This is a genomic window from Nonomuraea sp. NPDC005501 (assembly GCF_040605905.1).
Classification (GTDB): domain Bacteria; phylum Actinomycetota; class Actinomycetes; order Streptosporangiales; family Streptosporangiaceae; genus Nonomuraea.
Genome location: NZ_JBEXDT010000086.1, coordinates 14058 through 40981 on the forward strand (window position 1 = coordinate 14058; position 26924 = coordinate 40981).

Sequence of the window (26924 nt, forward strand, 5' to 3'; positions counted from 1 at the left end):
CGCAAGGCTGCATTAACCGCTACATTAACGCGAAGGAGGATCGTGGAACTTCGCGCCATCGAGATCTTCCTGACCCTGGCTGAAGAGCTGCACTTCGGGCGGACCGCCGAACGGCTGTGCGTCACCCCCGCCCGCATCACCCAGGCCATCAAGAAGCAGGAACGCCAGATTGGCGCCCCGCTGTTCGAGCGCACCAACCGCATGGTCCGGCTGACCCCGCTCGGCCGGCAGCTCCGCGACGACCTCTGGCCCGTCTACACCGGACTGCAGGACGGCATGCGCCGCGCCAAGCTCGCCGCCCGGGGCGTCACCGCCGTGCTGCGCGTCGGCATGCTCCCCATCAACATCCAGGACCTGCGCCCCTTCTGGGACACCTTCCGCACCCGCCACCCGCAGTGGCAGCTGAAGATCCAGCACGCCTCCTTCGTCGATCCGTTCGCCGGGGTGCGCCATGGCGATGTCGACGTCCTGGTCTGCTGGCTGCCGGTCGAAGAACCCGACCTGACCGTGGGCCCGGTCCTGCTCGGCGAGCCGCGCGTGCTGGCCGTGGCCGCCGAGCACGAACTCACCCGGCTCACCTCGATCTCGCTGGAGATGCTCGCCGACTTCCAGCACGCGAACGCCCCAGGATGGCCGGACTACTGGGCCGACGGCTACGTCCCGTCCCACACCCGCTCGGGGCGCCGGATCGAACGCGGCCCGCTGGTTCGCAACACCGAAGAGGTTCTCACCCTGGCCAGCACCGGAGAGCTCGTCAACCTCTTCCCCGGCCACATGAGGCGCTACTGGAATCGCCCCGACATCGCCTACCTGCCCGTCCAGGACATCGACTTCCTGCGATACGCCCTGGTGTGGCGTACCGAGACCGAGAACGACCTTATCCGCGCCTTCGCCCGAGTCGCCGCCGACCTCGGCCCTCTCGCCCCCTGAGCCGCACACCGGGCACGCCGCGTCGCTCTGGGACGAGCGGGTGAGAGAGGGCCGTGCTGGAACAGCTCGATCGCGGAAAGAGCTATACCGGCCTCGACCTGCACCAACTGCGCCACAGCGCCGCCAGCCACCTCGGCGAAGCCGAAATCCCGCTGCAGCTCATCATGGGCAAGACCCGCACAAAAACCCCCGCACCGCCATGCGCTACGTCAAATTCGGCCCCGAAGCCATAGCCAAGGTCACCCATGCACCTAGGCCCTGTTTCAAAAATGGATCAATGAGTGCGATGATTTGCCGATCGCCTAAGGAGGTCTGAGGGACGGTATGCTCCACTTGTTGTTTCTGCAGTACACGGCGTCGGAGCGGGAGGCAGAGCCATTCGTCGCTGCTCATGTCGAGTTCCTGGAACGTCATCACCGCGATGGCATGTTCTTGCTGTCGGGGCAGACGGTGCCCTCGGCTCTGGGTGGGGCCATCGTGGCATACGGCATTGACCGTGTGGCTGCCGAGCGGATGGCTGCCGAGGATCCGTTTGTTGTGGCTGGCGTCGCCAAGTACACGGTCACGACGATCGATGTGGGGCGGGTGCACCCAATATTGGCTGCGGTGCTAGAGGTGGAGCAGTCTCGGGTGCGCGGCTGATGGTGGCTACAGCCACTCGTTGATGGCGGCGATGGTGATGGTGGCTTCATAGCGGACGGCCAGCTTTTCGTACCTGGTCGCAACGGCCCGGTGGCGTTTGAGTCGGTTGATGCCACATCCCACGGCGTGACGCTCCCCGGTAGTCGATCTTGCAGAACGTGGGCGGCCGACCTCCTCGGCTGCCCCGGTTCTTACGGTGACGGATCTGATCTGTCTTCTCCGGGATCGTGCACGCGATGCCGCGCCTGCGCAGGTAGGCGCGGTTGGCGCGCGAGCCGTACGCCTTATCGGCACGGACCCTGTCCGGACGCTTGCGCGGGCGCCCCGGCCCCAGTCGGGGCACACTGATCCGCTCCAGCACGAGCTGGAACTGAGGAGAATCCCCGCGTTGACCAGCAGTGATGATCAGCGATAACAGCTTCTGCCCCTGCTCGACGGCCAGATGCAGCTTGGTGGTCAGCCCACCCCGAGAGCGGCCCAGGCCATGGTCGGCAGGCTCGATGTCGATGCCGCCGGGCGGCTCGACCTGCAGATCCCCCTTTTACGCGCACCAGCGGCGTGCTGGTGCGCGCGGGTGATCGTGGAGTCCACGCGCACATCCCAGGTGATCAGCCCCTTGGCGACGGCTCTGGCCTGCAGCTCCTTCAAGATCCGAGCCCACGTGCCGTCCCGCTGCCACCGCCGAAACAGCCCGTACACGGTCTCCCACTCGCCATACCGGGCTGGCACGTCCCGCCACGGCGCACCCGTCCGCGTCCGCCACTGGATGCCATCGATGAGCTGCCGTTTCGTCCATTTCGGCGGCCTGCCCGGCTTCTTGCCGACCGGCAGCAACGGCTCCAGGACCGCCCACCTAGCGGCAGTAAATCCCCACGACCCACCCAAAGATCATCCCAAAGTTGATCACTCCGTGATCCACTTTTGAAACAGACCCCAGCCCCACCCGCCGCCGACACTAGGCCCCGTCACAAGGCGCCGGGCACCTGGACGCCATCCCACGCAGCCCAAACAGGTAGTCGCTCACCGCGCCCCGGCTCTCGGCGATCACTACGGTGACCCCGACGACAAATACCGATCCAAGAATCACGACCTCAGGCGATCCAAGTCACAGGTTGTTGCAGCGTTCGGCCGCGTTGCGCTGCTTGGAGAGATCGGGATCATGGATGATCGGCCGGCCGCCGCGGGAGCCGCGCTTCTTCCGGTTGGCGGCCTGGTCGACCTTCTCCGGGATGACCGCTTTGATCCGGCGTCGGCGTAGATAGGCGCGGTTGCCGCGAGAGGAGTACGCCTTGTCCGCGGCCACCGCGCCCGGCCGGGTGCGCGGACGGCCGATAGGCAGGCGAATCTTGATGCGCTCCAGCACGGCGCGGAACTGCGGGCTGTCTCCGGCCTGGCCGGCGGTCAGGACGAAGGACAACGGACGGCATCGACGGTCCGGTCGGCCGACAGATGCACCTTGCTGGTCAGGCCGCCTCGCGAGCGGCCAGCTTGGCCGCCTTCAGCCGGAACCGATGCCGGCGTCGTAGCCGCCTTCGTCCGTCCCCGTCGTCTCGGGTGCTTTGCCCCTTTGGCGTAGCCCCTCGGCCGGCGATTGGGTGGAGGGAGCGGCCGCCTCCAGGATCGCTGACTTCGCCGCCGAGGCCGACGTGGGTGATGCCCCGCAGTGGCCCAGTGATTCGTCCGGCTCGCCGCCGGCGGCCGGTCAGATCATCAGGCCACCGGAGACCCGCAGGTTCTGACCCGTGATCCATTGTGAGTCGGGCCCGGCCAGGAAGGCAACGACGTTGGCGATGTCCTGCGGGCGTCCCAGCCGTTGCAGTGGCGTCAGGGCCACAGTGTGCTCGATGGCCTGCTCCAGATGCTCCCCGGCAGCGGCGCGCATCATGTCTGTGTCGGTGGCACCAGGGGACACGCTGTTGACCGTGATGCCCCTGGGACCGAATTCGCGGGCGGCGACCGCGGTGATCGACTCCAGCGCCGCCTTGCTGGCGAAGTACAGGGCCAGACCCGGCACCGCACCGGCAGAGGAGATGTTGATGATCCGTCCACCCTCGCTGAGCCTTTCGGCAGCGGCTTGGATAACGAAGAACGGCCCCTTGGTGTTGACGGTCATCACCTCGTCGAAGTCGCTCTCAGTGGCGTCGCAGATGTTCCCCATCGGATTGATCGCCGCGTTGTTGACCACCACGTCCAAACCGGCCAGGTTCCGGTCGACCTCGCCGAAGAGGTACTTCATGTCCTCCAGGCGCCCCTGGTCCGCTCGTACTGCGATCGCCTGCCCACCAAAGGCCGCCACTTCAGCCACCACGTCCTCCGCCGCTGCCTGGTCGCGCCTGAAGCTGAAGATCACTGCCGCGCCCTCAGCAGCCAGTCTCACCACAATCGCTCGCCCGATCCCGCGGGACCCGCCGGTCCAGTGCCGACTTGTTGTCCAACGTTCCCATGCCAACTCCTTGCCGTCGGCGCCTCCCCTGATGGGAGCGCCTCACAGCAGAGTCGTGACACCGGTGTCAGTCTTGACATCCGAGCCGAGAAAATCCGGGAAAGGGGCCAGCGGCACCGGGCCCTGCCGCGACCGAGGGCGAAGGCGCATCGCGACAGGGAGACTCCGGGGCTGAGCGGCGACGGCCGTCATCTGCATCAGCCATTCGCGGTCGGCGGCCACCGCTTGCGCGCTCGGCGCGATGTCCGGTTCGGCCTTGGTCGTGCCGGACGCATGATCGGGCAGCCGGTGCCGGTCGATGACATCTCGCCGGAAGATCTCTTCGGGCTCGCGGAGCCCGCCGAACGGCCGCTGCAGGTCGCTCAGCGCGTCGCCGGACAGGTCCTCCGGGACCGGGGGGTCAGCAAGAAGATGCTGACTCAGACACTGCGCAAGGCGGCGGTAGACGCTGGTGTCGGCAGTCGAACGTCGTCGGCGCCACGCCGCGGTCCTGTCAGCTCCTCCTTCCGGACGAGCAGACGGCCGACTCGGAGCAGCCGTTATTGGACGGCGCCGGAACGGGTCAGGAGGTTCTCGTACCAGGCGTCGTAGGGGTGGTTGGTCGCCGGGTAGCTGGCCAGGGGGGTGGTGGCCATGTCCGCCGCGTCGAAGTCCCAGCCGCGCGCGAGCTTCCCCGACTGCCGTGCCGAGGCGATGAAGGCGGACTCCTTCGCCGGGGCGGCGTAGAACAGGGCGCCCTGCTGGAGCTCCGCGCTGTCGCCCTTCTGGAACTCGTCGAAGGCCGTCTGCGGGTAGCGGATGCGGTCACCGGTGAACCGGTCGGTGTCCACACGGAGCGTCTGCGCCGGGGTCGGGCCGTCCGCCCCGGTCCACACCTGGACGCTCGACGTGCCGCGGGCCGAGGTGGTCTTGTCGAAGCGGGCGTCGGAGGTCTTCGCGTTCCCGCTCCACGACACCGTCGAGGTGCCGGTGTTCAGGGCGCCGTTCCACTCCCAGTTCTGGGCGTTGCTCTGGCTCCGGTGGATCTCGCGCAGCTGCGTGCCGGCCGGGCTGGTGAACGCGACCGTCGGCAGGACGCCGTTGTCGTACTGGTGGCTGGCCGACCAGGTGATCTCGCCGTCCGCGCCGAGACGCCCGACGCGGTACCACAGCGTGGTCGCGCTCTGGGACTGGTGGACCTCGACCAGGTCGCCGTTGTCGTTCAGCGCGACGGCGGGCGTCCTGCCGTTGTCGTACCGCCCATGGCGCAGCCAGGTCACCCGGCCGTCGTCGTACCTGCCGGTCCAGTACCAGAGCACGCCCGACCCGGAGTCGTGCACCTCCACGACCTGCCCCTTCGCGTTGATCGCGATCGCCGGGTCGCTGCCGATGTCGCGCTTGTACTCCGCGCGGCTCTTCCCGTTGCCGGAGAGCAGCGTCAGGACGCGGCCGCGCAGCGTGTCCACCGACGGCGGGCTCGCCGGGTAGTCCGCGGCCGTCAGCAGCCGCGGCCCGAAGACGGAGACGAGCTCCTGGTTGAGCGCGGCCAGGTTGCCGGCGGCGAACGACGGATTGTCGGTCAGGTCGTCCTTGAGGTCGAGCATGACGACGAGCGGGGCGGCGGCCGGATGCTGCGCGGACCACGTGTTGATCACGTTCAGCCAGTCGCGCAACAGGTTGGAAGCCGGGTTGCCGGAGTGGTCGACCTGGTCACCGGGCGAGTCGTGGCCGATGGCGTAGTCGCGCGCGGTCGCGTACCCGTTGTCGTGGACGTCGAGCTCGATGAAGCGCACGCCGTGGTCGAGCTGGTAGGTGATCGACTTCTTGGCGCCGGCGACGTCGCCGGAGTAGCTGTTGTGCGTGGCGCGGAAGGTCGCCGACGGTAACGGCAGGTCCGCGTCGGCCTGCGCGTTCCCGCTGATCGTCAGCGCGGACGCGGCCATGGCGAGTACGGACAGCAGGGCCCTTGAACGGGTCATCCTCGGTCCTCACGTTGGGGGATGCTGGGGGCGAGGCGGTGCTGGGCGAGGATCCGGAGCTCGTTGGGGAACGACCGCCGAACGTAGATCATGTTCCGCAGGCAGCGCGGATTTGTCCAGCGTCTCCTGTCTTCTCCCCGCACTCCCTGGGTCACGAATCCGACTCGGCCCCGTCCTCGCCCCGACCGGTACGGCGAGGCGGTGACGGCCGCCGTCGTGCTGACCCTCGGGCTGGTGACGGCGGCCGGCGGTCCCATAAGATCCAGTTCTCGCCTGCGCAGGGAAGATGAACTCCTTCATGTACGTCGAACCATCCGAGCCCCATCCCGAGATCCCGCTCGCCGGCGGGGACGTCACCGAGGGGGTCGTGCGCGCCGGCGACACGGTGCGCCGCCCGGTCGGCCCCAACGCCCCGCTCGTCCACGCGCTGCTGCGTCACCTGGAGGATGTCGGGTTCGCGGGCGCGCCGCGGTTCCTCGGCATCGACGCGGCCGGGCGCGAGGTGCTGACCTTCGTCCCCGGTGAGGTCGCCGGGCGGCCCAGGCCGGCGTGGATCGCCGATGAGGAGCGGCTGGCCTCCGTCGGGCGTCTCGTGCGCGACTACGACCAGGCCGTCGCGGGTTTCGTCGTCCCCGCGGGGGTGCGGCCGGGTTACGGGGTCTCGGAGCCGCCGGGCATGCCGCCCGAGCCGTCGTACCCGGCTGAGGTGGTCGGCCACATGGACTACACGCCGGACAACATCGTGTTCCGGGACGGCAGGGCGGCCGCACTGATCGACTTCGACATGGCGAAGCCGGTCGCGAGGGTGGAGGAGGCGCTGAACGCGATGCTGTACTGGGCGCCGCTGGGCGACCCCGCCGACGCCGACCCGCCACTGCGGGAGGTGGACGTGCCGCGCCGGTGCCGGATCCTCGCCGACGCCTACGGCATGTCGGACGTCGACCGCTCCCGTCTCGTCGAGGTGGCCCTGCTGCGAGCGCGGCGGTCGTGGTTCTCGATGAAGCAGATCGCCGAGGAGCGGGGCGGCGGCTGGGCGAGGATGTGGGACGAGGGCGTCGGCGACAAGATCAAACGGCGTGAGGCGTGGTTGGAGCGCAACGCCGTGGCCATCGACGCGGCGCTGCACGCCGTGTGACCGTCCGCCCGCCGGAGACCGGCGGCACGGCCGTCATGGGCGGGTGATGGCCTGCTCCAGCAGGCCCTGAAGGGCGCGTTGCTGCTCAGGGCTGAGGCCTGCCAGCGGTGAGTCCTGCGTGAGGAGTTCGAGGAGTCTTTCGCGGAGAGCGATGCCCTCGGCGGTGAGCACGAGTTGCCGGGCGCGGCGGTCGGTGGGGTGCGCGCGGCGCTCGATCAGCCCCTGCTTTTCGAGCTTGTCGACGACGAAGGTGGCGTTGGAGGGCTCGCAGCTCATGCGTTCGGCCAGCTCGCGCATGGTCATCGGCCCGGTCATCTCCCGCACCGCGGTGGCCTGTGCCGCGGTGAGACCCACGGCGACGGCGCGTTCGCGCACGTGGTCGGCGATCTGCTGGGCCAGTCCGTTCACCAGACCGCACAGCTCACGCTCGGCGATGGTCTGAGGCTCCGGGGACGTCGTCATACGGCCCATCCTAGCAACTCCATCAAGTCAGCACATTTCAAGCGGATACATTTCAAGCTTGAATATTTCTAGCTGTACGTTTACGGTGGCGTGGTCGCCGCCGAACGGCGCGGCGACGACCTGACCATCGAAGGAATGGGATCATGACGAACTCCACGGTTCATCTGGACGAGCGGCTGCGCCGGCCTTCGGGGATCCGCTCGGTGCGGCTGGGCGACACGAAGGTGTCCTTCGTGCCGGACGGCGCCGTGCAGGGGAGGCCGCTCGCCTGGCTGCCGGACACCACCGATGAGGTCTGGGCCGCTCATCCGGAGTACCTGGATGCCTCCGGTCATCTCGTGGCGAGCATCGGCGGCCTGCTGGTGGAGAACGGCGACCGTGCGCTGCTGATCGACGCGGGATTCGGCCCGCAGTCAGTGCCGGCCGCGCCGGGACAGCCGAACGGCGCCATCCACGGTGGCGCGCTGCTGGACGGTCTGGCCGAACTCGGCCGCGGGCCGGAGGAGATCGAGGCGGTGGCCTTCACCCACCTGCACGCCGATCACCTCGGCTGGGCCTGGCACCCCGCTCCGGGCGGTGACCGGCCCGCGTTCGCCCATGCCGGCTACCTGGTGTCCGAACCGGAATGGGCTCAGCGCCACCTGCCGGAGGCGCAGGGCATGACCAAGGAGATCGCCGCCCTGGCGCCGCGCGTCCGTGCGGTCGCGGACGGGCAGGAGATCTTCCCCGGCGTGCGGGTCCGGATCGCCGCCGGTCACACGCCGGGGCATGCCGAATACGTCATCACCTCGGGCGGACAGCGGCTGATCGCCTTCGGCGACGCCCTGCACTCACCGATCCAGGTGGACCACCCCGAATGGTCCTGCGTCTACGACCACGACCCTGTCCAGGCCGCCGACCACCGCCGCCGCCTCGTCGCCGAGCTGGAGGAGCCCGGCACGATCGGGTTCGGCGGCCACTTCGCCGACGTGGTGTTCGGACGGGTCCGGCGGGACGGCGACGGCCCCGCCTGGCGCCCTCTCGACGCCTGAGCCATCCGGAACGAACGGTGACAACGATGATCGCGCGCGGGCTTCCCGTGAAGGCGCGTACGAGCTACTGGCCGGGCATCGTCGCGGCCGCGCTGACGACGACGGTCACGGTGATGCCCGGCTTCACCGTCGGCGCCCTCGGCCCGGCGATCGAGCAGGACCTGCGCGTCTCCCGTACCGCCGTCGGGCTCATGATCAGTGCCTTCTACGCGGCCACGGCACTGGGCTCACCCATCGCCAAGCGGGCGGCGGCACGTCTGCCCGCACCCGTGGTGCTCGCCGTCGCGGCGGTGGCCGCCTGTGCCGCGCTGCTCGTCGTCTCCCAGGCGGACGACCTGGCCACGATGACGGCGGCCCTGGTGGCCGGCGGGCTGAGCAACGGGCTCGTCCAGCCCGTGGCGGGCAGGCTGATCGCCGCGCGCGTCCCCCTTCGCCGGCGCTCGCTGGCCGCCGGCACGATCGGCGCGGCGCTGGGGGCGGCCACCATCGTGCCCGGCCTGCTGGTCGCCCTGGTCCTGCCGGTCCACGGATGGCGCACGGCGATGGTGGCCGCCGGGCTGATCGCCCTCGTCCCGGTCCTGCTCACCCCGCTGACCCGTCTCCCGCCCGGCCCCTCCCCGGCACGGGCGGGGCGGGGCGCCGCCGCTCGGGGGACAGGGGGCGTGCTGGTGCTGTGGGCGTTGGCGGCCGCGCTGTCGGCCACCGGTAACAACGCGGTGGCGACCTACTTCGTCCAGCTGGGCACCCACTCCGGGCTGCCCGCCACCGTCACGGGCAACCTGCTGTCGCTCAGCGCACTGCTGGCCGTCGCCGTCCGGCTCGCCGCGGGTGCGCTCACCGATCGGGCCCCGCACCGCAATCCGGCGGTGATCATCGCGATGATGCTCACCGGGGCCCTCGGGCTTGTACTGATCGCGATCGGCACGCCGGTGACGTTCGTCCTGGGCGCCGCACTGGCCTTCTCCGCCGGGTGGGGCTGGACCGGGCTCCTGCTCGCCACCACGTTGCGGCTGGTCGCCCACCAGGCGGAGAACGCCGGGCACACCGTCCAGATCGGCGTCTACACCGGCGCCACCATCGCCCCGTACGCCTTCGCCGCGCTGTCCGACGCCTTCGGCTACGCCGGATCGGCTCTCCTCGCCGCCACCGCCGCCTTGGCCGCGGCCGCGTCCATGACCGCCGGAACGCTGCTGTCCCGGCGCCTCGGCGAAAGGTGACGACTCAGGCCGTGGCCCTCCTCCTGCCGCCTCCGGCCTCGTCCTCCTCCCGTAGCGTGTCCGGTGTCCAGCCGGCGGTGCCCGCCACGATGCGTACGGCCGCGCGGGCCAGCGGCTCCAGCCCCGCCACGTCCACCTTGTCCAGGGTGTCGGCCGAGTCGAACAGGTACATCGGCGCCGACAGGAAGTGCACCAGTGGCACGCCCTCGGGATGGAAGAACGCGCCGTCGGTCGGCGGCATCGGCGAGAACGCGTCCGGCGGCAGCACGAAGGACCGGCGCAGCCGCTCCGCCTCCAGCGTCGTAGCGACCAGACTCTCCAGGCGGGGCGCCCGGGTCGTGAACCACCACCTGACCTCGGGGTCCGGAGTCGGCCGCAGCCTGCCGTCCACGCTCTCGCACCGCAGCGCGGCGTGCTCCAGATGCACCTGGAGCACCACGTCGGCGAGCAGGGAGCGGTGCCGCTCGATGAAGGCCCTGGTGCCCGCGGCATGGGCCATGTGCCCGGAGGTGAACAGGAACATCAGATTGTGCGGCCGCTCCGCGGCGGGCACGCGCGCCCAGTGGCGCGCGGCGGCCAGCACCAGCGCGACGCCGGAGGCGTCCTCGACGGCCGACGCCCACGGGCCGTCGTGGTGGGAGGCGACGATCACCCAGTGCGGCGAGGCGCCCGGCAGCGTCGCGACCACGTTGTGCGTGGTCACCGGCTCGCGGACCGCCTCGGCGACCAGCTCGCCCTGGCAGGGCAGCCGGGCCAGCAGCCGCCGGGCGTCGTCCCCGGAGAGCCACAGCCCCGGGATCGGCCGCTCGACGGCGTCGTAGGGCACGTAGTAGTCGCGCGTCTCCCACGGCACGCCCGTCAACGCGCCCACGAATCCGGCGGCGCCCGCCTCCAGGGCGGGCTCCACGACCCGCATCATCCGCGGCCCGAACGGGATCGTCTGGACCAGCGTGTCTAAGACCCCTTCCGGATCGTAGGCCGACGTGGCGAGCGTCCTGACGAATGACTGCGGCACCTCGGCGAAGGCCAGCTCGTCCACCACGATGTCGCCGGGCCGCGCGTCGCCGAGCGGGGCGACCCTGGCGCGCAGTCCGCCGGCCGGCGCGGTGAACGGCAGCGGCATGCCCGCGAACTCCGTGCCGTCCTCCAGCCGCAGGGCTCCCGCGCCCGGCTGCCAGCGGGTGAGCTCCACCGGCTCCAGCGAGACGTCGAGCCCGAACGCGGCCAGCCGGTCCGCCAGCCACCGCTCCGTCCACACGTCCGCCGGATAGCCGGGACGGCGGATGCCGCGCGACACGACGGTCTCGATCCAGCCGAGCATCTCCGCGGCCGAAGGCACGTGATCCATGACCGTGATCCAACCATTGACAAGGGGCGCGTGTGAAGCGAGAGTTCCGGTCATCCGTACATATCTGAGGGAGGCTGTATGAGGCTCCTCGCCGCAGTCGTCTTACTCGTCCTGGGAGTGGCCGCGGCACCGGCCAGGGCGGCGGACACCATCGAGGCGCACTACCGGACGGCCGGCCCCTGGGCGGTCGCCACGGCAGACGTGCCGGGCTACCGCCTCACCTACCCGGCCGACCTCGGCGCCGGCGGCTTCAAGCATCCGATCGTCACCTGGGGCAACGGCACCAACGCCGTGCCCACCCAGTACTCCGGCGTGCTCACCCAGCTCGCCTCCTGGGGCTTCGCCGTGGTCGCGTCCACCGACACCACGACGGGCACCGGCTCGGAGATGATCGCCGCGGCGCAGTACCTGGCCGACAGGAACGCCGACGCCTCCAGCGTCTTCTACGGCAAGCTCGACGTGACCAAGGTGGGCGCGGTCGGCCACTCCCAGGGCGCCGGCGGCTCGGTCAACACCGCCACCAGGGCCAGCGGCCTCATCGACACCGTCGTCCCCATCTCCCTGCCCGCGCCGATCTGGGTGAGCCCGGGAGACGCGTTCTCCGTCAGCAAGCTGGCCTGCCCGGTGCTGTTCCTCAGCGGGGCCAACGACGTGATCATCTCTCCCCACTCCGCGATCCAGACGTACTACGGCCAGGTGCCCAACGCCGCGGCGAAGGCGCTGCTCAAGGGCGCCGACCACAACACGATCCAGGGCACGGGCGGCGGCTTCCTCGGCTACCTGACGGCCTGGCTCATGTACCGGCTCCAGGACGACACCTACGCGCGGGGCGCCTTCGCGGGCGCCGCCCCGGAGCTCAACACCAACGCCGGCTGGCAGAACCAGGCGGAGAAGAACCTGCCCTAGCCGGCCCTCTGGCGTCGTGGCGCGAGGGCGGCGCCCGGGTTCCCGGTCGGCGCGGCCGTGGCCACGTCGCCTTCCCGCAGCGCGTTCATCGAAGGTGCCATCCTCCGTCGACGGGGATGACCGCGCCCGTGGTGCGCCCGGACGACGGCGAGAGCAGCCAGAGCACGGCCTGGGCGACCTCCTCCGGCCGGCACATCCGGGCGCCGAGCGGCATCAGCGAGGGCAGCCTCGCCTGGATGGCCTCGGAGGTCTGGGCGCGGCGGCTCATCGGGGTGGCCACCAGCCCTGCGGAGACCAGGTTGACCCGCACCCCGTGCGGCGCCGCCTCGCGCGCCGCGGTCCTGATCAGCGGGATCAGCGCGCCCTTGGCCGAGGCGTAGGCCACGGTGCGGAAGTCGTCGTCGATCGACGTGCCCAGCGCCGAGCCGATCACCACGATCGACCCGCCCCGCGTCATCGCCGGGATGGCCGCGCGCAGCAGCCGGAAGACCGATTCGTGGTTGACCCGGTGCACCTCGCTCCACGCCGCGTCGGTGCAGTCCGCCACGCCGCCGTCGCCGAGCGCCCGGCCGGACATGCCGACGGCGTGCACGACGCCGGAGACCGCCCCGTGCGCGGCCGTCGCCCGGGCGAGCGCCTTCTCCGCCCCGCCGGGCCGGGTGATGTCGATCCCGCCGGCCAGGTCCACGCCGAAGGCGGGCACGCCGGACGCCTCGACCGCCTCGACGCAGGCGCGGCCGATGCCGCCCTCCGAGCCGGCCACCAGAACCGCGCTCATGGCTTCCCGGGCGCGTCGGCCGGCTTCCTGAGCGCGTCGGCGGGCTTCCTGAGCACGTCGGCGGCGCGGCGGGCGTGCTCCAGGTAGGCGGCCTCGAACAACTCCTCGGAGCGCGGGCCGCCGACGAGCTTGGCGCTGGAGATCACCGGCGGCGTCCAGCCGCCCGCGACGAGCAGCTCCGCCGTGCGCACCTTGATCTCGTTGACCACGGAGACCGCGGCCAGCGTGCTGCCGGGGCCGACCGGCTCGGCCAGCCCGTCCACGGAGCACAGCGCGTCGCCCACCGGGGTGCACAGGTCGATCACCACGTGGGCGTGGTCGGCGAGCCGCGTCCCGCTGGGGTGGCCGGGCTCGACGGCCGTGGTCTCCCGCATCGAGGTCACGGCCACCACGGACAGCCCCGCCTCGCGCAGGCCCATCGCCATCTCGATCGGCACCGCGTTGAGCCCGCTGACGCTGAAGATGATCGCCGCGTCCGTCGGCCGGAGCTCGAAGTTGGCCAGGATGGCGTCGGCGAGCCCTTCGACCCGCTCGACGAACATCGCCTGCCGCATCCCGTTCGACCCGGCGACCTGCGTGTAGAACGTCGTCGACAGGTCCACGATGGGATGGAAGCCGGGATACGAGCCGTAGCGGGGGAACATCTCCTCCACACCGATCCGCGAGTGGCCCGTGCCGAACGTGTGCACCACGCCGCCGCCGCCGATGGCGGAGTACGCGATGCGCGCCGCCGCCGCGAGGGCCTCCTCCTGTGTTCGCTCGATCTCGCCGAGCAGCTCCATCGCCCGCCGTATCCACTTCATCCAGATCTCCCTCCATGGAGCGCGGCGCCACCGCGCCGCCCATCCCGCTGCCGCGAACGGCGAACAGCACGTCGGACGTCCCCGGGCCGCGTCATGGGCCTGCGCTCAGGACGCGCGAGACGAACCGGGCGCCGTCCCGTGCCCCCGCGCGCTCGCGGAACGGCTCGACGCCGAGCAGCCGCAGGTAGGCCAGCAGCGGCTGGGAGTGGCTGTGCAGGTTGGCGACGGGATACGCCTGCATGGCGATGCCGAGGTCGGCGAGGTCCCAGGTGCGGCCGGGGCGGTCCGTCTCGGGCGCCAGGTAGGCGTCGGGCCCGGACAGGGTGCCCTCCCAGACGTCCGGGTAGGCGGCCGCGTGCGCCGCCAGGGACATCCGCCGCCACCACTGCCAGCCCAGCTCGGGAACGTGGTCGGCGGCGGCCCAGATCAGCGTCATGTTGGTCGCGTACCAGATCGTGCCGACGCCGCCGGGGCCGTAGTGCTCCCGGACGGGCCAGCGCAGCCGGGCGCCCAGCGGCGAGCCGGCGGCGGCCGTGGCCTCGATCCTGCGTAACAGCTCCGCCGCGCGGCCGGCCGGGGCGGCGCCGCACAGGATGGCCCACGGCTGCACCTCCAGCCACATGTCGCGGTCCCCGACGACGGCTCCGGGGCCGTAGGCGCGCCGGAACCAGCGGCCGTTCCACTCCTCGGCCACCAGCCCGCGAAGCTCCTCGGCGACCTTGCGCGCCTCGATCCCGGTCGCCAGATCGCCGAGCCGCTCGGCCACCACCGCGTACCGCGGCAGCACCCAGGCGGCCATGGCCGAGTTCAGGACGGACTCGCCCCGCGCGATCATCAGCTCGCGATCGACCCCGCTCTCGGTGATGGCCATGTCGTTCCAGTCGGCGTTCAGCATCCGCACGTGGCCGTGCTCACCCCGGCCGACCACGTCGGCGAAGAACCGGAACTGCCGGCGCAGGTGCTCGCCGAGCGGCACCGGCTCGGCCCGGTGGACCGGGTGGTACGGCACGGGCTCGCGCAGCGCCGCCTCGTCGCCGGTGGCGGACAGGTACTCGGCCGCCAGCCACAGGGCCCACAGGTTCTGGTCCGACGGCCGGAACAGGCCGGCCCACGGCTGCTTGTCCGGTCCGAGCGCGTAGGGCAGGTCACCGTCGGGGCTGCCCCAGGCGCACGTGTTGCGCAGCACGGACAGGGCCAGGTCCGGCTCGGTGTAGACCAGCGGCAGCGCGTGCTGGAGCGGGTCGCGGGCGGCGCCGTTGAACCCGTGCCGGAAGGAGTAGCACGACCCCTGGTCCAGGGTGTGCCCGCCGAGCACGCCGTCCGCGCAGGCCGCGCCGGTCAGCAGCGCAGCGTGCCACGGGATCTCCCGCTCGGCCTCGGGCGCGTGGGGGGCGGACGCCCGGGGCAGCCGGTCGCGCAGGGCGGCCAGGCTGCGGCCGAACGACGCCTTCGCGTCGTCCAGCAGGCCGTACCTGAGCTCGACCAGCCGCTCACCATGGGCGTCGAGAACGAGGGGGACGGCCACCCGGCCGGATCGAGTCCGGCGCGGCTCCGCCCCGCCGACGACCTCCAGCTCCAGCCCGGGATCCTCGCCCGGCTCCGCGCCGGTGAGGAGCCGGACCTCGGCGGGTCTCGCCGTCCACTCCTCGGTCAGCGTCAGCCGGGCCGGCGCGCCGAGCAGGTTGCGCACGCGCAGCCGGATCAGCACCCACGGCGCCTCGCCCTCGGGGCAGAGCACGGTGCGTTCCAGCGACACCCGGTCATCCGCCACGCGGACGATCACGAACGTCGGCCCGAAGATCCGCTCCGATCCCGAGATGTCCGTCGAGAGTCCGCCCACCCGGGTGACGCCCGTGTCGCGCGTGAGCCACCTCAGGCCCGTGTGCTCGTCGAACAGGCCGCTCAGGCCGTAGTTGTCGGCCACCAGCGTGATCCGCCGGTTGCCCAGGTGGACGGCGTGCCGCCGGGTGGGCGGGTCGAGGACGGGGTCCCACTCGGCGCGCGGATCCCGGTCCTGGTCCATCGTGTAGGAGAAGGCGGGCAGTCCGTGCGCGGTGGTCCAGGTGCCGAACGCGCTCATCTCTGCACTCCTCCGAGCGTCAGCCCGGCCACGTGGTGGCGCCGCGGCGCGAACATCGGCACCAGCGGCGGCACGGCCGTGACCGGGGCGGCGGTGCTGACCAGGCCGATGCGCTCGCCCTGGTAGGACAGGGAGTCGACGGCGCTCCGGTCGTCCTTCGCGACCAGTGCCTTCTCGTCGGGCACCCCCATGGCCTTGGGAATGACCGGGGCGAGCCGTCCCTTGCGGGCGTGGCCGGCGACCGTCCAGCCGCCGATCTTGAACAGATCCGGGGGAGCGTCTCCCGCGAAGGCGGGCAGGAGGCCGGCCGCCGTCAGCGCGGCGGCTCCGGGCAGGCGGCGCCGGGTCGTCATGGTCATGCTGGACCTCCGGAAGGCAGCGCTTCGCCACCGGTGCGGCGGCGCCGCCCCGGGATCCGGCGAGGGGGGTTACTGGCCCATCAGGGCGTTCTTGGCGTCGTTGAGCTCCACGGAGAACACGGCGAGGTCGCCGCGCGCGTGGCGGATGGTGTACTCCAGCGGGACCGCGCTGTCGGTGCCGGTGCTGCGGGCGGTGACCAGCAGGGCGGCGGCCATCGGCACGCGCAGCAGCTCGGCGAGCCGATAGTCGGCGTTGACGGCGCCGATCGTCTCCCTGCCGTTGGCGGGGGTCAGGCCGTACTTCATGCGGAGCAGGTCGTACAGCGAGCCGGTCAGGTCCTCCTCCAGGATGCCCGGCACCAGGTCGGCCGGCAGATGGGCGCTCTCCACCATGCACGGCGTGCCCTCGATCAGCCGCAGCCGCTCGACGAAGACGACCTCCTGCCCCTCGCCAAGCCCGAGCGCGACGGCGACGTCGGCGCCGGCCGGCTGCCGGTGCGCCCTGAGCACCCGCGTCGTCGGCCTGCGCCCGAGCCGCGCCATCGTCTCGGTGAACCCCGCCGGGCGCGCGCCCAGCTCGGGAGCCACGACCATCGGCGCGGTGTAGGTGCCGCTGCCCTGCCGGGCGACCAGCAGCCCCTCCTGGACGAGGTCGCCGATCGCCCGGCGAGCCGTGGCCCTGCTCACACCGGCGTAGACCATGAGGTCCTTCTCGGCCGGGATCAGGGTGTCGGGCTCGCAGTCGCGGATGACGGCCCGCAGACGCTCGCGCAGCTGGAAGTAGAGCGGCACGGCGGCTGACGGGTCGAGGGTCAGGCGGCGTTCCCAGTCGGTCATGTCGTCCATCCTTATTTGTACGGACGACCGTATCTTTTCTGTCCGAGCTGGATGGTGTCAACAGCCCGGCATGCCGGAAGATGTTCACAATTTGATCATTCCGGTGAAGTACCGGAAAAAGGACGCGTATCTGCGATAGAAGGACATCCGTACCATCGCTTCTACCTGAAGGTGTACGTGAAGCACTTCCTTCGCCTCGCCGCAGCTCCCGTGCTCGCCGGGGCTCTCCTCGTCAGCGCCGCATCCGGGCCCGCCAACGCGGACACCACCCAGACCGACGCCGAACTGGCCGCCGAGTGGCAGACCGCCTGGGACACCCACGCGTTCTACGACACCACGCCGCCCGCCCCGGACTCGGGCCGCAGCCGGGCCACCAGCCAGATCTCCATCCAGATCGACCGGCCGATCCAGCAGGTGTTCACCGCCTACTCCAACATCAACAACCACATCGGCCCCAACCCGTTCCTCAAGCGGGTCGCCACCCACAAGGAGTGGCGGCAGGCCGCAACGCGGTACGTCAACCTCACCGCCATCGAGGAGATCCCGTACGAGGGCGCGACCGTCACCAACAAGGTGTACGCCCAGCAGCGCCTCAGCACCGCGGGCTTCTCCTACGAGACCGACACCTGGTCCGAGCCCGCCGTGGTCACCCACCAGAAGATCACCTTCAGGGTGCTGGCCCGGGGCAGGACGGTGGTCACCGAGAACCTCACCTTCGACGCGGACGCCACGCTGATCGACTTCGTCGCGGCCAACGGCACCGCCGCCCACCAGCAGACGCAGGCGGGCCTCAAGCAGGCCATCGAGAACGGCACCATCTGATCAGGGGGGCCGCGGCCCGCTCGTGAGGTGGTGTGCCCGGCGGCTCCCACCGCCGGGCACGCCACGCCCGTGAAGCGCTCGCCGAGGCCGGACCCGCGTCCTCACCGGACCGCCACCGGTGAGGACGCGTCACGAACCAGCAGGGCGGGCGAGCCGCCGCCGTCGGCGGGCACGGACCACACGTCGTGCCCCTTGGCGTACATCACGGTCCGGTCGTCGAGCCAGGCCGCCTGGTCGTCGATGCCGGCGGTCTCGGCCAGCGGCGTCTCGCGCATCGAGGCGAGGTCGAGCACGTACAGCCGCCACGGCCGGTCGGAGCCGGCGGAGACCCGCTTCTTGAACACCAGGCGGGCCCCGTCGGGCGACAGCGAGGGGCACTCGGCGTTCTCCCTGATCGCGCGGGCCCGCCAGCCGGTGTAGTCGCCCTCCACCAGGTACGTCTTCCCCCCGGTGGCCACGGTCGCGTAGAACCGGTTGTCGTCCGGGGCGAACGTGACGCCCCAGTAGTTGACGTCCGGCGCGTGGTGGCGGCGGCCGCCGAGGGTGAGCGGGATGTCCTCCCTGCCCGCCCCGCTGCCCGCCGATCACGGCGCCCGGGTGGTGGTCCGCTACCACGGCGTGCCGGAGCCGTACGCGTCCGGGCAGCAGCGCCGGGACCTCGCGCTGCTCGGCCTGCGCTCGGCCGCCGACGGGTCGGCCTGGGCGTTGCAGGAGCCCTTCGGCGCGTTCACCTGGTTCCCGGTGAACGACCATCCGTCGGACGAGGCGCTCTACGACGTCGCCATCACCGTCCCCAAGGGCTGGGCGGGCGTCGCGCACGGCACGTACCGGGGCAGGACCGAGATGGGGCGCACGGCCACCTACCACTGGAAGTCGGCCGACCCGGTCGCCTGCTACGTGACGCTGTTCACCGTCGACAGGTACCGGATGTATCGGGCGAAGGGCCCGCGCGGCATCCCGATCACCTACTGGGTGCGCCGGGAGGACCGCTGGGACCTGCCGGTGGCGCGCCGGCTGCCGGAGCTGCTGCGCTGGATGGAGCAGAAGGCCGGGCCGTATCCGTTCCCCAGCGCGGGGCTGGTGGTCACCAGCCGGTCCGGCATGGAGACCCAGCAGATGATCACCATGGGGGACGACTTCCTGCGCCCCGAGGTGGTGCTGCACGAGCTCGCGCACCACTGGTTCGGCAACAGCGTCAGCCCGCGCACCTGGCGGGACGTGTGGCTGAACGAGGGCTTCGCCATGTACTTCGAGATCCAGTGGACCGCCGACCACAGCCCCGGCTCGATGGACGATCACATGGCCGAGATCCGCAGCCGGGAGAAGGCCATGCGTAAGGAGATGGGCTCGCCGGGCGACTACCGCCGGGACTGGTTCGCGGGCGCCAACGTCTACTACGGCCCCGCCCTGATGCTGCACGAGATCAGGAAGCGCGTCGGCGACGAGCGGTTCTTCGCCATGACCCGCGCGTGGGTCCAGGAGCACCGCAACACCAGCCAGGACCGGGCGTCCTTCACCGCCTGGGTCAACCAGCACACGGGTGAGGACTTCACGGAGCTGATCGACACCTGGCTCGACTCCAGGGCCAGCCCGCGCGGTAGTTAGATCGGCGATTATCCTGGGTCGAATATAGTGCTGGACATGGGTGACGCGGTCGATGCGATTCTCGGCCAGTGGCGGCGCGAGCGGCCCGATCTGGATCTTGCCCCGATGGGGGTCTTCGCGCGCATGGGGCGGGTGACCCGCATGGTCGAGGCGGCGGTCGAGGAGGTCTTCGTCCGCCATGGCCTGCGTCCTGGGGAGTTCGACGTGCTGGCGGCGCTGCGCCGGTCCGGGCCGCCGTACACGATGATCCCGTCGGAGCTGTCGGCGGTGCTGATGATGTCGCGGGCCGGCATGACGAACCGGCTGGACCGCCTGGAGCAGGCCGGGCTGGTCGAGCGGAGGCTGGACCCGGCTGATCGGCGCAGCTTTCGGATCCTCCTGACCGACAAGGGCCGGTCGGTGATCGACGAGACACTCACCGAGCACGCGGCGAACCTGGCCGATCTCGGCGCGGCCCTGGGACCGCAGGACGCCGCCGCGCTGGACCGGATCCTGCGCGGCCTGCTGGAGTCCTGGGCCTGACCTCCGGCAGGCAACGCCACCCCGGCCACGTGCGGCGCGGCGAGCGTCGGCGAGCCCGGCGTGCTCGCCCGCCCAGGCGACGACCAGGGCCAGGACCAGCAGCACATCGTCTCCACCGGGAACGGGCGCCCCTGCGGGGGAGCGGAGCGCCGGCGGGTAGGTCCGCGAGGTGGATCCCGCGGCGCTGCCGCACCTCGGCCGCCTGCTGGGCGGCGTGCCGCCGGGCGGGCCCTGCCGGCCGGTGTCACTCCCGGGCGGCGAGGCGGGCGAGCGTGATCAGGTGGCCGGCGTTGGTGGCGGTGAAACCGGTGTACTTCGCCGCGACGAGCTCCTTCACCTGGGGATCCCAGTCCGTCAGCTCCAGCCAGGAGTGCAGGTAGGAGTCTGCGCCGTCGGCGTTCCCGGTGCCGTCGACCCGGAGGCTGAACACCGGAGCGGTCGTCGAGCCGTTCCACATCCTGGTCTTGAAGGTGTTCTTGAAGGCGGCCATGTCCGACGCCGTGAAGACGTACCCCTGCCGCTGGAACTCCAGGAACGCCGACAGGTCGACGTTGGCGTGGGACACGTCCTCCCTGGTCGTGGTGTAGGTGGCGTAGTTCCAGGTGAAGGCGCCGCCCGAGGTGGTCAGGTCGTTCCTGGCCCACCGGGCGACGCGGGTGGCCCGGTCGAGGTAGGCGGCGTCGCCGTTCACGCTGTGCAGGACCAGGAGCAGGTTGGCGAAGGCCAGCGCCATGTTGTACGGCAGCTCGTCGCTGGGCCTCGTATGGCTGAGGGTGTCGAGCTTGGGGGACTGCAGGTACACGCCTTCAGTGGCGCCGAGGGGCCGCCAGGTGTCGCCGAGGTAGGCGCTGGACTCCCAGCGGGGGACGATGTGGTTCTCCAGGAAGGCCCGGTACGCCGCCGCCTTGACGCCGTACCGGGACAGCGCGGCGTCCTGCGCGACGAGCCGGACGAACTCGGCGATCGGGATGCCGATCATGGCGTCGTGGACGATGTAGGGGAAGCGCCCGCTGAGTTTCACGTCGTCGAAGTACGCCGACCCGCTCACCTTGTAGGTGTCGTGTTCGAGCCAGACCTCCGGCGAGCGGCCGGCGGGCAGGACGCAGGCGGTCTCCTTGTAGGTCCACGTGCTCGTCGTGTACTCCAGCCCGCAGAGCGTGGTGGAGCCGTCCCGCACCACGATCCGGCCGGCCACCGATCCCGTCCGCTTGCCCCAGCCGCGCAGGACGTGCGTGGTCCCGCCGGCGTAACGGGCGTTGACGGGCTGGTGGAGCTTTTTCCACCTGGTCAGGTCGGACACCACGCGCACGGACCGGCTCCCGGTCCCGGACGGCACGTCGGTGGTGCGGTGAACATGGCTGCCCGAGTCCTGGAAGCGGGTCCAGCCGGCGGGCAGTGTGGCGTCGCCGCTCGCGGCGGTCTCGAAGCCGGGGTTGAGCGACTCGACCGGCGAGTAGCGGCTGGTGCTCCAGCCGAGGTATCCATCTCCGTCGATGTCGTCGGCATGCCCGATCACCGCGTCGGCGTGCCGGACGAAGGTGTCCAGCCAGGTGGCGTCCCCGGTCTTGCGGTAGATGTCGAGGTGGCTGCGCATGACGTAGCTCTCGCCCCAGGCGAGGGTGGCGCTGTCGCCGTCCTGGAGGAGGCTGTCGCCGATTCGCGCCGCGAGCTCCTCGTAGCGGCCGAGCCACACGCCGCCGGCCGCCGCCGACGCCGGTGCCGGGGTGGTGCTTCCCAGGACCAGGGCGACGGCGGTGAGCAGACGGGCGATCACCGCCGGTGCTCCTGACCGGATGACGGGGAACGCTCTCGAACGCGCAACGCCGACCGGCACCGTGGCCTCCAGAGGATCGCCGTGGACGGGGGTCCAGATGATCGTAAACGGCCGGCAGGGGCTGAGCCAGGGTGTGGGGGTGCTGAGGAGGATCGGCTCACCACCCAGGGGCCTCGCCCGGCGCGCCCTCGGACGACGGCATGGGCGACGCTTCGGACCGCGTCCTCGCCGAGGTCCTGCGGCGGCGCGGTCACCAGGGTGAACAGCACGCCCCCGAGCCTGGGCGAAGGCCGGGGGAGACAGCGCGAGGCGCGCCCGGCCGGACTCGTCCTACATTCCGTAATGGTAGAGTCACGTTGAGTTATGGAAATCATCGGCGGATTGCCAGGTCACGTGGCGTGTGTGATGGACGGGAACGGCCGGTGGGCCGCCCAGCGGTCGCTGCCGCGCACCGCGGGCCACGAGGCGGCGGAGGCCGCGGTGATCGACGTCATCGAGGCGGCGCGGTCGGCCGGCATCAGGTGGCTGAGCCTGTACGCCTTCTCCACGGAAAACTGGCGGAGACCGGCGGGCGAGGTCGAGCTCCTGATGCGGCTGGTGCGCCGGGCCATCCGCAAGCACGCGCCGGCATTGCACGCGCGAGGCGTCCGGTGCAGGTTCCTGGGCATGTCCGATCCGCGGATCCCGCCACCCCTGGCCCAGGACATCGCCGATCTGACGACGCTCACCGGCGACAACACGAAGATGACGCTGACGGTCGCCTTCGACCACGGCGGACGCCGCGACATCGTGGAGGCCGCCCGCTCGCTGATCCGCGCCGACGTGTCCGCCGAGCAGGTCACCGAGGACACCTTCGCCCGGCACCTGCCCTACTCCGACACGCCCGACGTCGACCTGGTCATCCGTACCTCCGGAGAGCAGCGCATCTCCAACTTCATGCTCTGGCAGGTGGCCTACGCCGAATGGGTCTTCCCGCAGGTGCTCTGGCCGGACTTCCGCGCGACCCACCTCTGGGAATGCCTTGACCTCTACCGGCGGCGCCAGCGCCGGTTCGGCGATGTCCGCCGATCGACCACCACCACGGGAGAGGGACTTCGATGAGCCAGACCGCCGCAGAGGAGACCGCCGACGTCTTCGGGCCGGACTCGATGCTGCGCGGCCTCGTCAACGAGGCACGGTGGGGCCTCGCGGTGACCCGCGCCACGGTTCTGGAGGCCGCGCACCCGCAGATCGGCGCGGCGCTGATCGGCAACTCGACGTTCGTGGCGCATCCGTGGCGGCGGCTGAGCAACACGCTGGTGAGCACGCAGCGGATCCTCGACCCGGACCAGCGCGTCCGCACCCGGGAGGCGGCGCGCCTCAACCGCCTGCACGCCCGCATCTCGGGCACCGACCCGCAGGGCCGCCGCTACGACGCGACGGACGCCGAAGCCCGCGCCTGGGTGGTGGCGACCCTGTTCGAGTCGGCGGTGACGATGTACCGGCTGAGCGGGGAGTCGCTCGACGGGCCCGCGCTGGAACGGCTCTACGGCGAGTTCCGCATGGTCCTGGCCGTGATCGAGGGCGACAGCGCCCATCTCCCCGCGACGTTGCGGGAGTTCTGGCCCTACTTCGACGACATGATCGACCGCCGTCTGGAGAACACCGAGGCGGTGCGCGTCATCCTCTACCGGCTCCTCGCCGACGTGCCCGCGCCGCCCCTGCTGCGCGATCGACCGGCGGTGTGGGCCGCGGGCCGGGCCGTGGCGGGCCCGGTGGCCGCCGCGATCACCATCGCGTCGCTGCCGGAGTCCTTCTGCCGGCGCCTCGCCCTGCCCGACCTGCCGGGGGCGCGGACCCTCATGCACGCGGCCTACCTGGCCATCGGCTGCGCCACCCGCCTGCTGCCGGACGGCTGGACGCGCGTCGGCTCGTTCGTGAGCCTGCTGGACCCGGGCCACGCCGGCGACGCGGGACCGTGGGAGAGCGTACGCCGCAAGGCCGGCCAGGCCGCGGCCATGATCCGCCTCATCACCCCGGCTCCCGACGAGGCCGGCCATGTCACCCGCTCGGCCGACCGGTTCTTCGCCGAGGTCCTCGACCAGACCGGCGACGGCCATCTGACCTGGCCCGACCTGGCGGCCATGGCCAGAGAGCTCGCCACCCGGCTCGACCTGGACGAGAAGGACGAGGAGCGGCTGTACGACGCCTACGCCGCCTGGTGGCGGGAGTTGCAGACCAACCTCGACGCCGACGGCGACGGCCGCGTCACGCGCCAGGAGTACGCCGCCTCGGCCGCCGTCCTGCCCAGCGCCGGCCTGGTCAAGGTCGCCGACCTGCTGTTCGACGTCACCGACGTCAACGACGACGAGACGATCGACGCCCACGAGTACCAGACGTTGTTCCGCTCGGCCTTCCGCCGGGACCTGACCGACCGGGGCGCCGGCGATTACTCCCGCAGTGCTTTCGTCAGGCAGTTCCTGTCCTTCATGTCCGGGCAGCAGCACTCGACCGCCTACGACACGCTCCTGTCCTGACCGCGGCGCTTGTCCGCCGTCCCGGCCCGGCACTACCGTGCCCCGGTGGATCTCTTCTCACGCTCCTGGACGGCATTGCGCGCGGCGGTCGCCGAGCTCCCCGACGAGGACTTCGAGCGGCCGTCCGGCTGCACCGGCTGGCTCGTGCGGGACCTGGTGTGCCACCTGGTCCTCGACGCCCAGGACGTCCTGATCACCCTGGTCACGCCCGCCGCGACGGAGCCGACCCGCGACGCGGTGACCTACTGGCACGTCGCCGACACGCCGCCGACCGGCGAGGACCCGCTCGACGCGCTGATCCCCCGGCTGGCCGCCGCCTACGGTGAGCCGCGGCTGCTCAAGTTCCACCTCGACGACGTCGGTTCCGCCGCGGGCCGCGCCGCCGAACTCGCCGATCCCGGCGGCCGCGTCAGCACCCGCGACGAGGTGCTGACCGTCGGCGATTACCTGTCCGTGTACGTCCTCGAATGGACCTTGCACCACCTCGACCTGATCGCGCACCTGCCGTCGGCCGCCGAGCCACCCGCCGAGACCCTCGCGGCGGCCCGCGCGTCGCTGGAGGAGATCGCCGGAGCCCCGTTTCCCGCCTCGTTCTCCGACAAGGACGCGCTGCTGGTCGGCACCGGACGGCGCCCGCCGACCGGCGCGGAGGACGCCGCGCTGGGCGGTCTCGCCGCGCGGCTCCCGCTCGTCCTGGGCTGATCTGCCGCGTGGGAAAGCTCCTGCGGGATGCGGCGAAGGGAGGGTGACAACCGTTCGCAGGAGGGTGAGAGTGTGGCGACCCAGTCACGAGAACACGTGGGCGACGACGAAGAGCTCGTCGCCCGCTTCCGGTCGGACGCGGAGGCGTTCACGGCCGTCTACGACCGTTACTTCCGCGAGGTGTACCTGTACGCCGCCGGCCGCCTGGACGTCCAGGCGGGGGAGGACATCGCGGCCGAGACGTTCTGCCTGGCCTTCCGCGACCGTGGGCGCTTCGACCCCGCCCGCGGAGGGCTGCGGCCGTGGCTGTTCGGCATCGCCACGAACCTGATCGCCCGCCACCGCCGCAAGGAGGCTCGCCACTACCGGGCGCTGGCCCGGACGAGCGCCGAGCCTCCCGCCGACAGTCACGAGGGCCGCGTGGTCGACTCCGTCACGGCACAACGCATGGGGCCTCGCCTGGCCAGGGCCCTGGCCGCGCTCAACCGGGGCGAGCGCGACGTGCTGACGCTGGTCTACCTGCCGGAGCTCACGCACCAGGAGGTGGCCGACGCCCTCGGCATCTCCTACGGAACCGTGGGTTCCCGCCTCAACCGTGCCCGCAAGAAGATCCACCAGGCGATGGCCAAGGAGGACAACCATGGATGACCTTCGCGAGATCCGGACACTGCTCGCCAAGCCGGACCCTTCTCCCGAGGTGGTCGCCCGGCGGCGCCTGCAGGTCCGCGCCGCTATGCGCCGCAGCGCCCCCATGAGACGGGCGAGGTGGCTCCTGGTCCCGGTGGCCGCCGCGGCCGCCGCGGCCGCGTTCGTGATCGTTCCCGGCAGTTCCGGCGAGCCCGCGCCGGCGTCGAAGAACGGGCGGGAGGTCCTGCTCGTCGCCGCCGTCTCGGCCGAACGCACCCCCGAGGGCTCCGGGACGTACTGGCACATCACCGTCACCCACGAGAAGTATCCGGTGCAGGAGTACTGGTACCGGCGAGACGGCAGTTTCTGGCTCAAGGGCAAGGGGCTGAAGGGCGAGGGCAAGCTCGTCAAGTTCCCCGGGGAGCCCCAGCCGTTCGCGGTGGGGCCGCTGCGCATGACCTTCGACGAGCTGCGGCGGCTGCCCGACGACGAGAACGCCCTGTACGACCGGCTACGGTCGGCCGTCACCGAGAGCGACATCCGCACCAGCGGGGGACCGGCGACCGCCGCCGAGCAGGACGGCTTCGCCGTCGAGGCGCTGGTCTCGCTGATCAGCGAGGCGCCCGTGTCGCCCCAGGTCCGCGCCGCCGCCTACCGGGCGCTCGCCTCGCGGCCGGGCGTGGTTGACCTCGGCGACACCGACGGCGGGCGACGCCTGCGGCTTCCCCTGGCGCACCCGGGCGCGGACACCGTGGTCGTGGACCCCGACACCGCGAGGGTACGCAACACGCGCCTCTGGTTCCCCCTCACGGGAGGAGCCGCTTACGTCGAGGAGGGCGGGGTGACGATCGACGCCGAATGGACCGACCACCTTCCCGCCGAATGAGCTGACGGACAGGGTGACGTGGTGGTCCCGGGAGTGGCGGACAGCCCGGGACCACCACCGGTGGCCGCTCTGCAACTTTCACGCCGCCGGCGGTTCTTCCAGCTCATTGACGGCGATCCTTGACCGCCGACGAGCCAGCCTTGACAGGGGTGGGCGGCCGGGCCAACACTGTGCCCCATCGGAGCAATGTGACATACCGCTGACACCGAAAATGTTAGCGCTACCACACCGCACCCCGGAGGTTCCGAACGTGAGACGACGGTGGGCGTCGATCGCCCCGATCCTGCTCCTCAGTCTGCTCCTCGTCCCCTCGTTACCCGCCCAGGCGGCGTCGAGCCACGTCACCCCGGCCGCCACGGCCGCCGCCCCGGCGACCTGGAGTCCGCCGGCCAACCTGGTGACGCCGCTGAACCAGGTCTGGCAGCACGTCGAGAGCACCTACTCCAACCTGTACGGCTTCCGTAACTACGGCTGGGACCAGGTGATGGCCAACAAGGGCTCCATCAACTACTGCGTCCGCTGGGACTCCACGGCGACGGTG

General features: G+C 71.3%; 27 protein-coding genes and 2 pseudogenes. 16 read left to right on the forward strand and 13 right to left on the reverse strand.

From position 1 onward, the window contains the following. The first annotated feature begins 42 nt into the window (after positions 1-42). The 3 genes from ABZS51_RS32655 (at position 43) to ABZS51_RS32665 (ending at position 1572) form a co-directional block, all read left to right on the forward strand. Positions 43-930, forward strand: coding sequence for a LysR family transcriptional regulator (locus tag ABZS51_RS32655; protein ID WP_355449163.1), 888 nt, complete (start codon positions 43-45; stop codon positions 928-930). 53 nt (positions 931-983) lie between these two features. After that, the gene (locus ABZS51_RS32660; RefSeq protein ID WP_355449166.1) at positions 984-1163 is read left to right on the forward strand and encodes a hypothetical protein; all 180 of its coding nucleotides are present in this window, start codon (positions 984-986) and stop codon (positions 1161-1163) included. 103 nt (positions 1164-1266) lie between these two features. After that, entirely contained in the window at positions 1267-1572 is a 306-nt protein-coding gene (locus ABZS51_RS32665) for a YciI family protein (protein WP_355449169.1), read from the forward strand. Positions 1573-1578: 6 nt separating this feature from the next. Here ABZS51_RS32665 and ABZS51_RS32670 read toward each other — a convergent pair. The 4 genes and pseudogenes from ABZS51_RS32670 to ABZS51_RS32685 all read right to left on the reverse strand — a co-directional run bounded on the left by ABZS51_RS32670 (position 1579) and on the right by ABZS51_RS32685 (position 5973). Further along, positions 1579-2457, reverse strand: a pseudogene (locus tag ABZS51_RS32670) (IS5 family transposase). A gap of 247 nt (positions 2458-2704) precedes the next feature. Further along, a pseudogene (locus tag ABZS51_RS32675) lies at positions 2705-3107 on the reverse strand (transposase); the annotation flags it as partial. A gap of 167 nt (positions 3108-3274) precedes the next feature. Further along, a complete protein-coding gene (locus tag ABZS51_RS32680) occupies positions 3275-4021 on the reverse strand; it encodes an SDR family oxidoreductase (RefSeq protein WP_355449172.1) in 747 nt (248 codons plus the stop codon). A 533-nt stretch (positions 4022-4554) separates the two neighbouring features. Further along, entirely contained in the window at positions 4555-5973 is a 1419-nt protein-coding gene (locus tag ABZS51_RS32685) for a hypothetical protein (protein ID WP_355449175.1), read from the reverse strand. Positions 5974-6271: 298 nt separating this feature from the next. Here ABZS51_RS32685 and ABZS51_RS32690 point away from each other — a divergent pair, with 298 nt between their 5' ends. Continuing rightward, on the forward strand, positions 6272-7108 hold the full coding sequence (locus ABZS51_RS32690) for a phosphotransferase (RefSeq protein WP_355449178.1): 837 nt from the start codon (positions 6272-6274) through the stop codon (positions 7106-7108). 33 nt (positions 7109-7141) lie between these two features. Here the strand turns inward: ABZS51_RS32690 and ABZS51_RS32695 are convergent, their stop codons facing one another. Continuing rightward, positions 7142-7570, reverse strand: coding sequence for a MarR family transcriptional regulator (locus ABZS51_RS32695; protein WP_355449181.1), 429 nt, complete (start codon positions 7568-7570; stop codon positions 7142-7144). 143 nt (positions 7571-7713) lie between these two features. Between ABZS51_RS32695 and ABZS51_RS32700 the strand changes: the two genes are divergently transcribed. Beyond that, a complete protein-coding gene (locus tag ABZS51_RS32700; protein WP_355449184.1) occupies positions 7714-8601 on the forward strand; it encodes an MBL fold metallo-hydrolase in 888 nt (295 codons plus the stop codon). A gap of 26 nt (positions 8602-8627) precedes the next feature. Next, positions 8628-9818: an MFS transporter gene (locus ABZS51_RS32705; protein ID WP_355449187.1), complete on the forward strand. Its 1191-nt coding sequence runs from the start codon at positions 8628-8630 to the stop codon at positions 9816-9818. Between the two features lie 4 nt (positions 9819-9822). Here ABZS51_RS32705 and ABZS51_RS32710 read toward each other — a convergent pair whose 3' ends face one another. Next, positions 9823-11166: a M28 family peptidase gene (locus ABZS51_RS32710; RefSeq protein WP_355449190.1), complete on the reverse strand. Its 1344-nt coding sequence runs from the start codon at positions 11164-11166 to the stop codon at positions 9823-9825. 78 nt (positions 11167-11244) lie between these two features. On the opposite strand from ABZS51_RS32710, the gene ABZS51_RS32715 reads away from it, so the two are divergent. Next, positions 11245-12072 carry an alpha/beta hydrolase gene (locus tag ABZS51_RS32715; protein ID WP_355449193.1) on the forward strand — a complete coding sequence of 276 codons (828 nt, stop codon included), beginning with the start codon at positions 11245-11247 and terminating at the stop codon, positions 12070-12072. A gap of 85 nt (positions 12073-12157) precedes the next feature. On the opposite strand, the gene ABZS51_RS32720 is transcribed toward ABZS51_RS32715, so the two are convergent. From ABZS51_RS32720 to ABZS51_RS32740, 5 genes are all read right to left on the reverse strand, one after another. Beyond that, positions 12158-12850 (reverse strand): SDR family oxidoreductase, encoded by a 693-nt coding sequence (locus ABZS51_RS32720; RefSeq protein WP_355449196.1) that lies wholly within the window; start codon positions 12848-12850, stop codon positions 12158-12160. Further along, a complete protein-coding gene (locus ABZS51_RS32725) occupies positions 12847-13653 on the reverse strand; it encodes a sugar isomerase domain-containing protein (protein WP_355449199.1) in 807 nt (268 codons plus the stop codon). Before ABZS51_RS32725 ends, ABZS51_RS32720 begins: the two co-directional genes overlap by 4 nt. 91 nt (positions 13654-13744) lie before the next feature. After that, the gene (locus ABZS51_RS32730; RefSeq protein WP_355449202.1) at positions 13745-15733 is read right to left on the reverse strand and encodes a hypothetical protein; all 1989 of its coding nucleotides are present in this window, start codon (positions 15731-15733) and stop codon (positions 13745-13747) included. Then, positions 15730-16092, reverse strand: coding sequence for a hypothetical protein (locus ABZS51_RS32735; RefSeq protein WP_355449204.1), 363 nt, complete (start codon positions 16090-16092; stop codon positions 15730-15732). Before ABZS51_RS32735 ends, ABZS51_RS32730 begins: the two co-directional genes overlap by 4 nt. 69 nt (positions 16093-16161) lie before the next feature. After that, on the reverse strand, positions 16162-16929 hold the full coding sequence (locus tag ABZS51_RS32740) for a GntR family transcriptional regulator (protein WP_355449208.1): 768 nt from the start codon (positions 16927-16929) through the stop codon (positions 16162-16164). Positions 16930-17106: 177 nt separating this feature from the next. On the opposite strand from ABZS51_RS32740, the gene ABZS51_RS32745 reads away from it, so the two are divergent. Then, positions 17107-17751 carry a hypothetical protein gene (locus ABZS51_RS32745; RefSeq protein ID WP_355449211.1) on the forward strand — a complete coding sequence of 215 codons (645 nt, stop codon included), beginning with the start codon at positions 17107-17109 and terminating at the stop codon, positions 17749-17751. Between the two features lie 101 nt (positions 17752-17852). On the opposite strand, the gene ABZS51_RS32750 is transcribed toward ABZS51_RS32745, so the two are convergent. Further along, positions 17853-18209, reverse strand: a complete 357-nt coding sequence (locus ABZS51_RS32750) for a hypothetical protein (RefSeq protein WP_355449214.1) — start codon at positions 18207-18209, stop codon at positions 17853-17855. A gap of 94 nt (positions 18210-18303) precedes the next feature. Here ABZS51_RS32750 and ABZS51_RS32755 point away from each other — a divergent pair, with 94 nt between their 5' ends. Together ABZS51_RS32755 and ABZS51_RS32760 are read left to right on the forward strand one after the other, a co-directional pair. Then, on the forward strand, positions 18304-19356 hold the full coding sequence (locus tag ABZS51_RS32755) for a M1 family metallopeptidase (protein WP_355449217.1): 1053 nt from the start codon (positions 18304-18306) through the stop codon (positions 19354-19356). Between the two features lie 36 nt (positions 19357-19392). Beyond that, complete coding sequence (locus ABZS51_RS32760) at positions 19393-19878, forward strand: MarR family transcriptional regulator (protein WP_355449220.1); 486 nt, start codon at positions 19393-19395, stop codon at positions 19876-19878. A 244-nt stretch (positions 19879-20122) separates the two neighbouring features. Here the strand turns inward: ABZS51_RS32760 and ABZS51_RS32765 are convergent, their stop codons facing one another. Beyond that, positions 20123-21652 (reverse strand): hypothetical protein, encoded by a 1530-nt coding sequence (locus ABZS51_RS32765; RefSeq protein ID WP_355449223.1) that lies wholly within the window; start codon positions 21650-21652, stop codon positions 20123-20125. 363 nt (positions 21653-22015) lie between these two features. Here ABZS51_RS32765 and uppS point away from each other — a divergent pair, with 363 nt between their 5' ends. The 6 genes from uppS to ABZS51_RS32795 form a co-directional block, all read left to right on the forward strand. Then, on the forward strand, positions 22016-22753 hold the full coding sequence (gene uppS, locus ABZS51_RS32770; protein ID WP_355449226.1) for a polyprenyl diphosphate synthase: 738 nt from the start codon (positions 22016-22018) through the stop codon (positions 22751-22753). Continuing rightward, the gene (locus tag ABZS51_RS32775) at positions 22750-24168 is read left to right on the forward strand and encodes an EF-hand domain-containing protein (RefSeq protein WP_355449229.1); all 1419 of its coding nucleotides are present in this window, start codon (positions 22750-22752) and stop codon (positions 24166-24168) included. The genes uppS and ABZS51_RS32775 overlap by 4 nt, the downstream gene beginning before the upstream one ends. A 45-nt stretch (positions 24169-24213) precedes the next feature. Then, positions 24214-24870, forward strand: a complete 657-nt coding sequence (locus tag ABZS51_RS32780; RefSeq protein WP_355449232.1) for a maleylpyruvate isomerase N-terminal domain-containing protein — start codon at positions 24214-24216, stop codon at positions 24868-24870. Between the two features lie 96 nt (positions 24871-24966). Then, positions 24967-25518, forward strand: a complete 552-nt coding sequence (locus ABZS51_RS32785) for an RNA polymerase sigma factor (protein WP_310713093.1) — start codon at positions 24967-24969, stop codon at positions 25516-25518. Continuing rightward, entirely contained in the window at positions 25511-26383 is an 873-nt protein-coding gene (locus ABZS51_RS32790) for a CU044_5270 family protein (protein WP_355449235.1), read from the forward strand. The genes ABZS51_RS32785 and ABZS51_RS32790 overlap by 8 nt, the downstream gene beginning before the upstream one ends. 250 nt (positions 26384-26633) lie before the next feature. Next, positions 26634-26924, forward strand: a 291-nt coding sequence (locus tag ABZS51_RS32795) for a hypothetical protein (protein WP_355449238.1), incomplete at its 3' end; no start/stop codon positions are given.

Excerpts from the sequence above, each read along its gene's own strand:
- ABZS51_RS32690 (WP_355449178.1), top strand. The coding sequence starts at position 6,272 with ATGTACGTCGAACCATCCGAGCCCCATCCCGAGATCCCGCTCGCCGGC.
- ABZS51_RS32730 (WP_355449202.1), bottom strand. The coding sequence starts at position 15,733 with ATGAGCGCGTTCGGCACCTGGACCACCGCGCACGGACTGCCCGCCTTC.
- ABZS51_RS32715 (WP_355449193.1), top strand. The coding sequence starts at position 11,245 with ATGAGGCTCCTCGCCGCAGTCGTCTTACTCGTCCTGGGAGTGGCCGCG.
- ABZS51_RS32700 (WP_355449184.1), top strand. The coding sequence starts at position 7,714 with ATGACGAACTCCACGGTTCATCTGGACGAGCGGCTGCGCCGGCCTTCG.
- ABZS51_RS32695 (WP_355449181.1), bottom strand. The coding sequence starts at position 7,570 with ATGACGACGTCCCCGGAGCCTCAGACCATCGCCGAGCGTGAGCTGTGC.
- ABZS51_RS32725 (WP_355449199.1), bottom strand. The coding sequence starts at position 13,653 with ATGAAGTGGATACGGCGGGCGATGGAGCTGCTCGGCGAGATCGAGCGA.
- ABZS51_RS32790 (WP_355449235.1), top strand. The coding sequence starts at position 25,511 with ATGGATGACCTTCGCGAGATCCGGACACTGCTCGCCAAGCCGGACCCT.
- ABZS51_RS32685 (WP_355449175.1), bottom strand. The coding sequence starts at position 5,973 with ATGACCCGTTCAAGGGCCCTGCTGTCCGTACTCGCCATGGCCGCGTCC.
- ABZS51_RS32755 (WP_355449217.1), top strand. The coding sequence starts at position 18,304 with ATGTCCTCCCTGCCCGCCCCGCTGCCCGCCGATCACGGCGCCCGGGTG.
- ABZS51_RS32710 (WP_355449190.1), bottom strand. The coding sequence starts at position 11,166 with ATGGATCACGTGCCTTCGGCCGCGGAGATGCTCGGCTGGATCGAGACC.
- ABZS51_RS32760 (WP_355449220.1), top strand. The coding sequence starts at position 19,393 with ATGGGTGACGCGGTCGATGCGATTCTCGGCCAGTGGCGGCGCGAGCGG.
- ABZS51_RS32720 (WP_355449196.1), bottom strand. The coding sequence starts at position 12,850 with ATGAGCGCGGTTCTGGTGGCCGGCTCGGAGGGCGGCATCGGCCGCGCC.
- ABZS51_RS32705 (WP_355449187.1), top strand. The coding sequence starts at position 8,628 with ATGATCGCGCGCGGGCTTCCCGTGAAGGCGCGTACGAGCTACTGGCCG.
- uppS (WP_355449226.1), top strand. The coding sequence starts at position 22,016 with ATGGAAATCATCGGCGGATTGCCAGGTCACGTGGCGTGTGTGATGGAC.
- ABZS51_RS32735 (WP_355449204.1), bottom strand. The coding sequence starts at position 16,092 with ATGACCATGACGACCCGGCGCCGCCTGCCCGGAGCCGCCGCGCTGACG.
- ABZS51_RS32775 (WP_355449229.1), top strand. The coding sequence starts at position 22,750 with ATGAGCCAGACCGCCGCAGAGGAGACCGCCGACGTCTTCGGGCCGGAC.
- ABZS51_RS32740 (WP_355449208.1), bottom strand. The coding sequence starts at position 16,929 with ATGACCGACTGGGAACGCCGCCTGACCCTCGACCCGTCAGCCGCCGTG.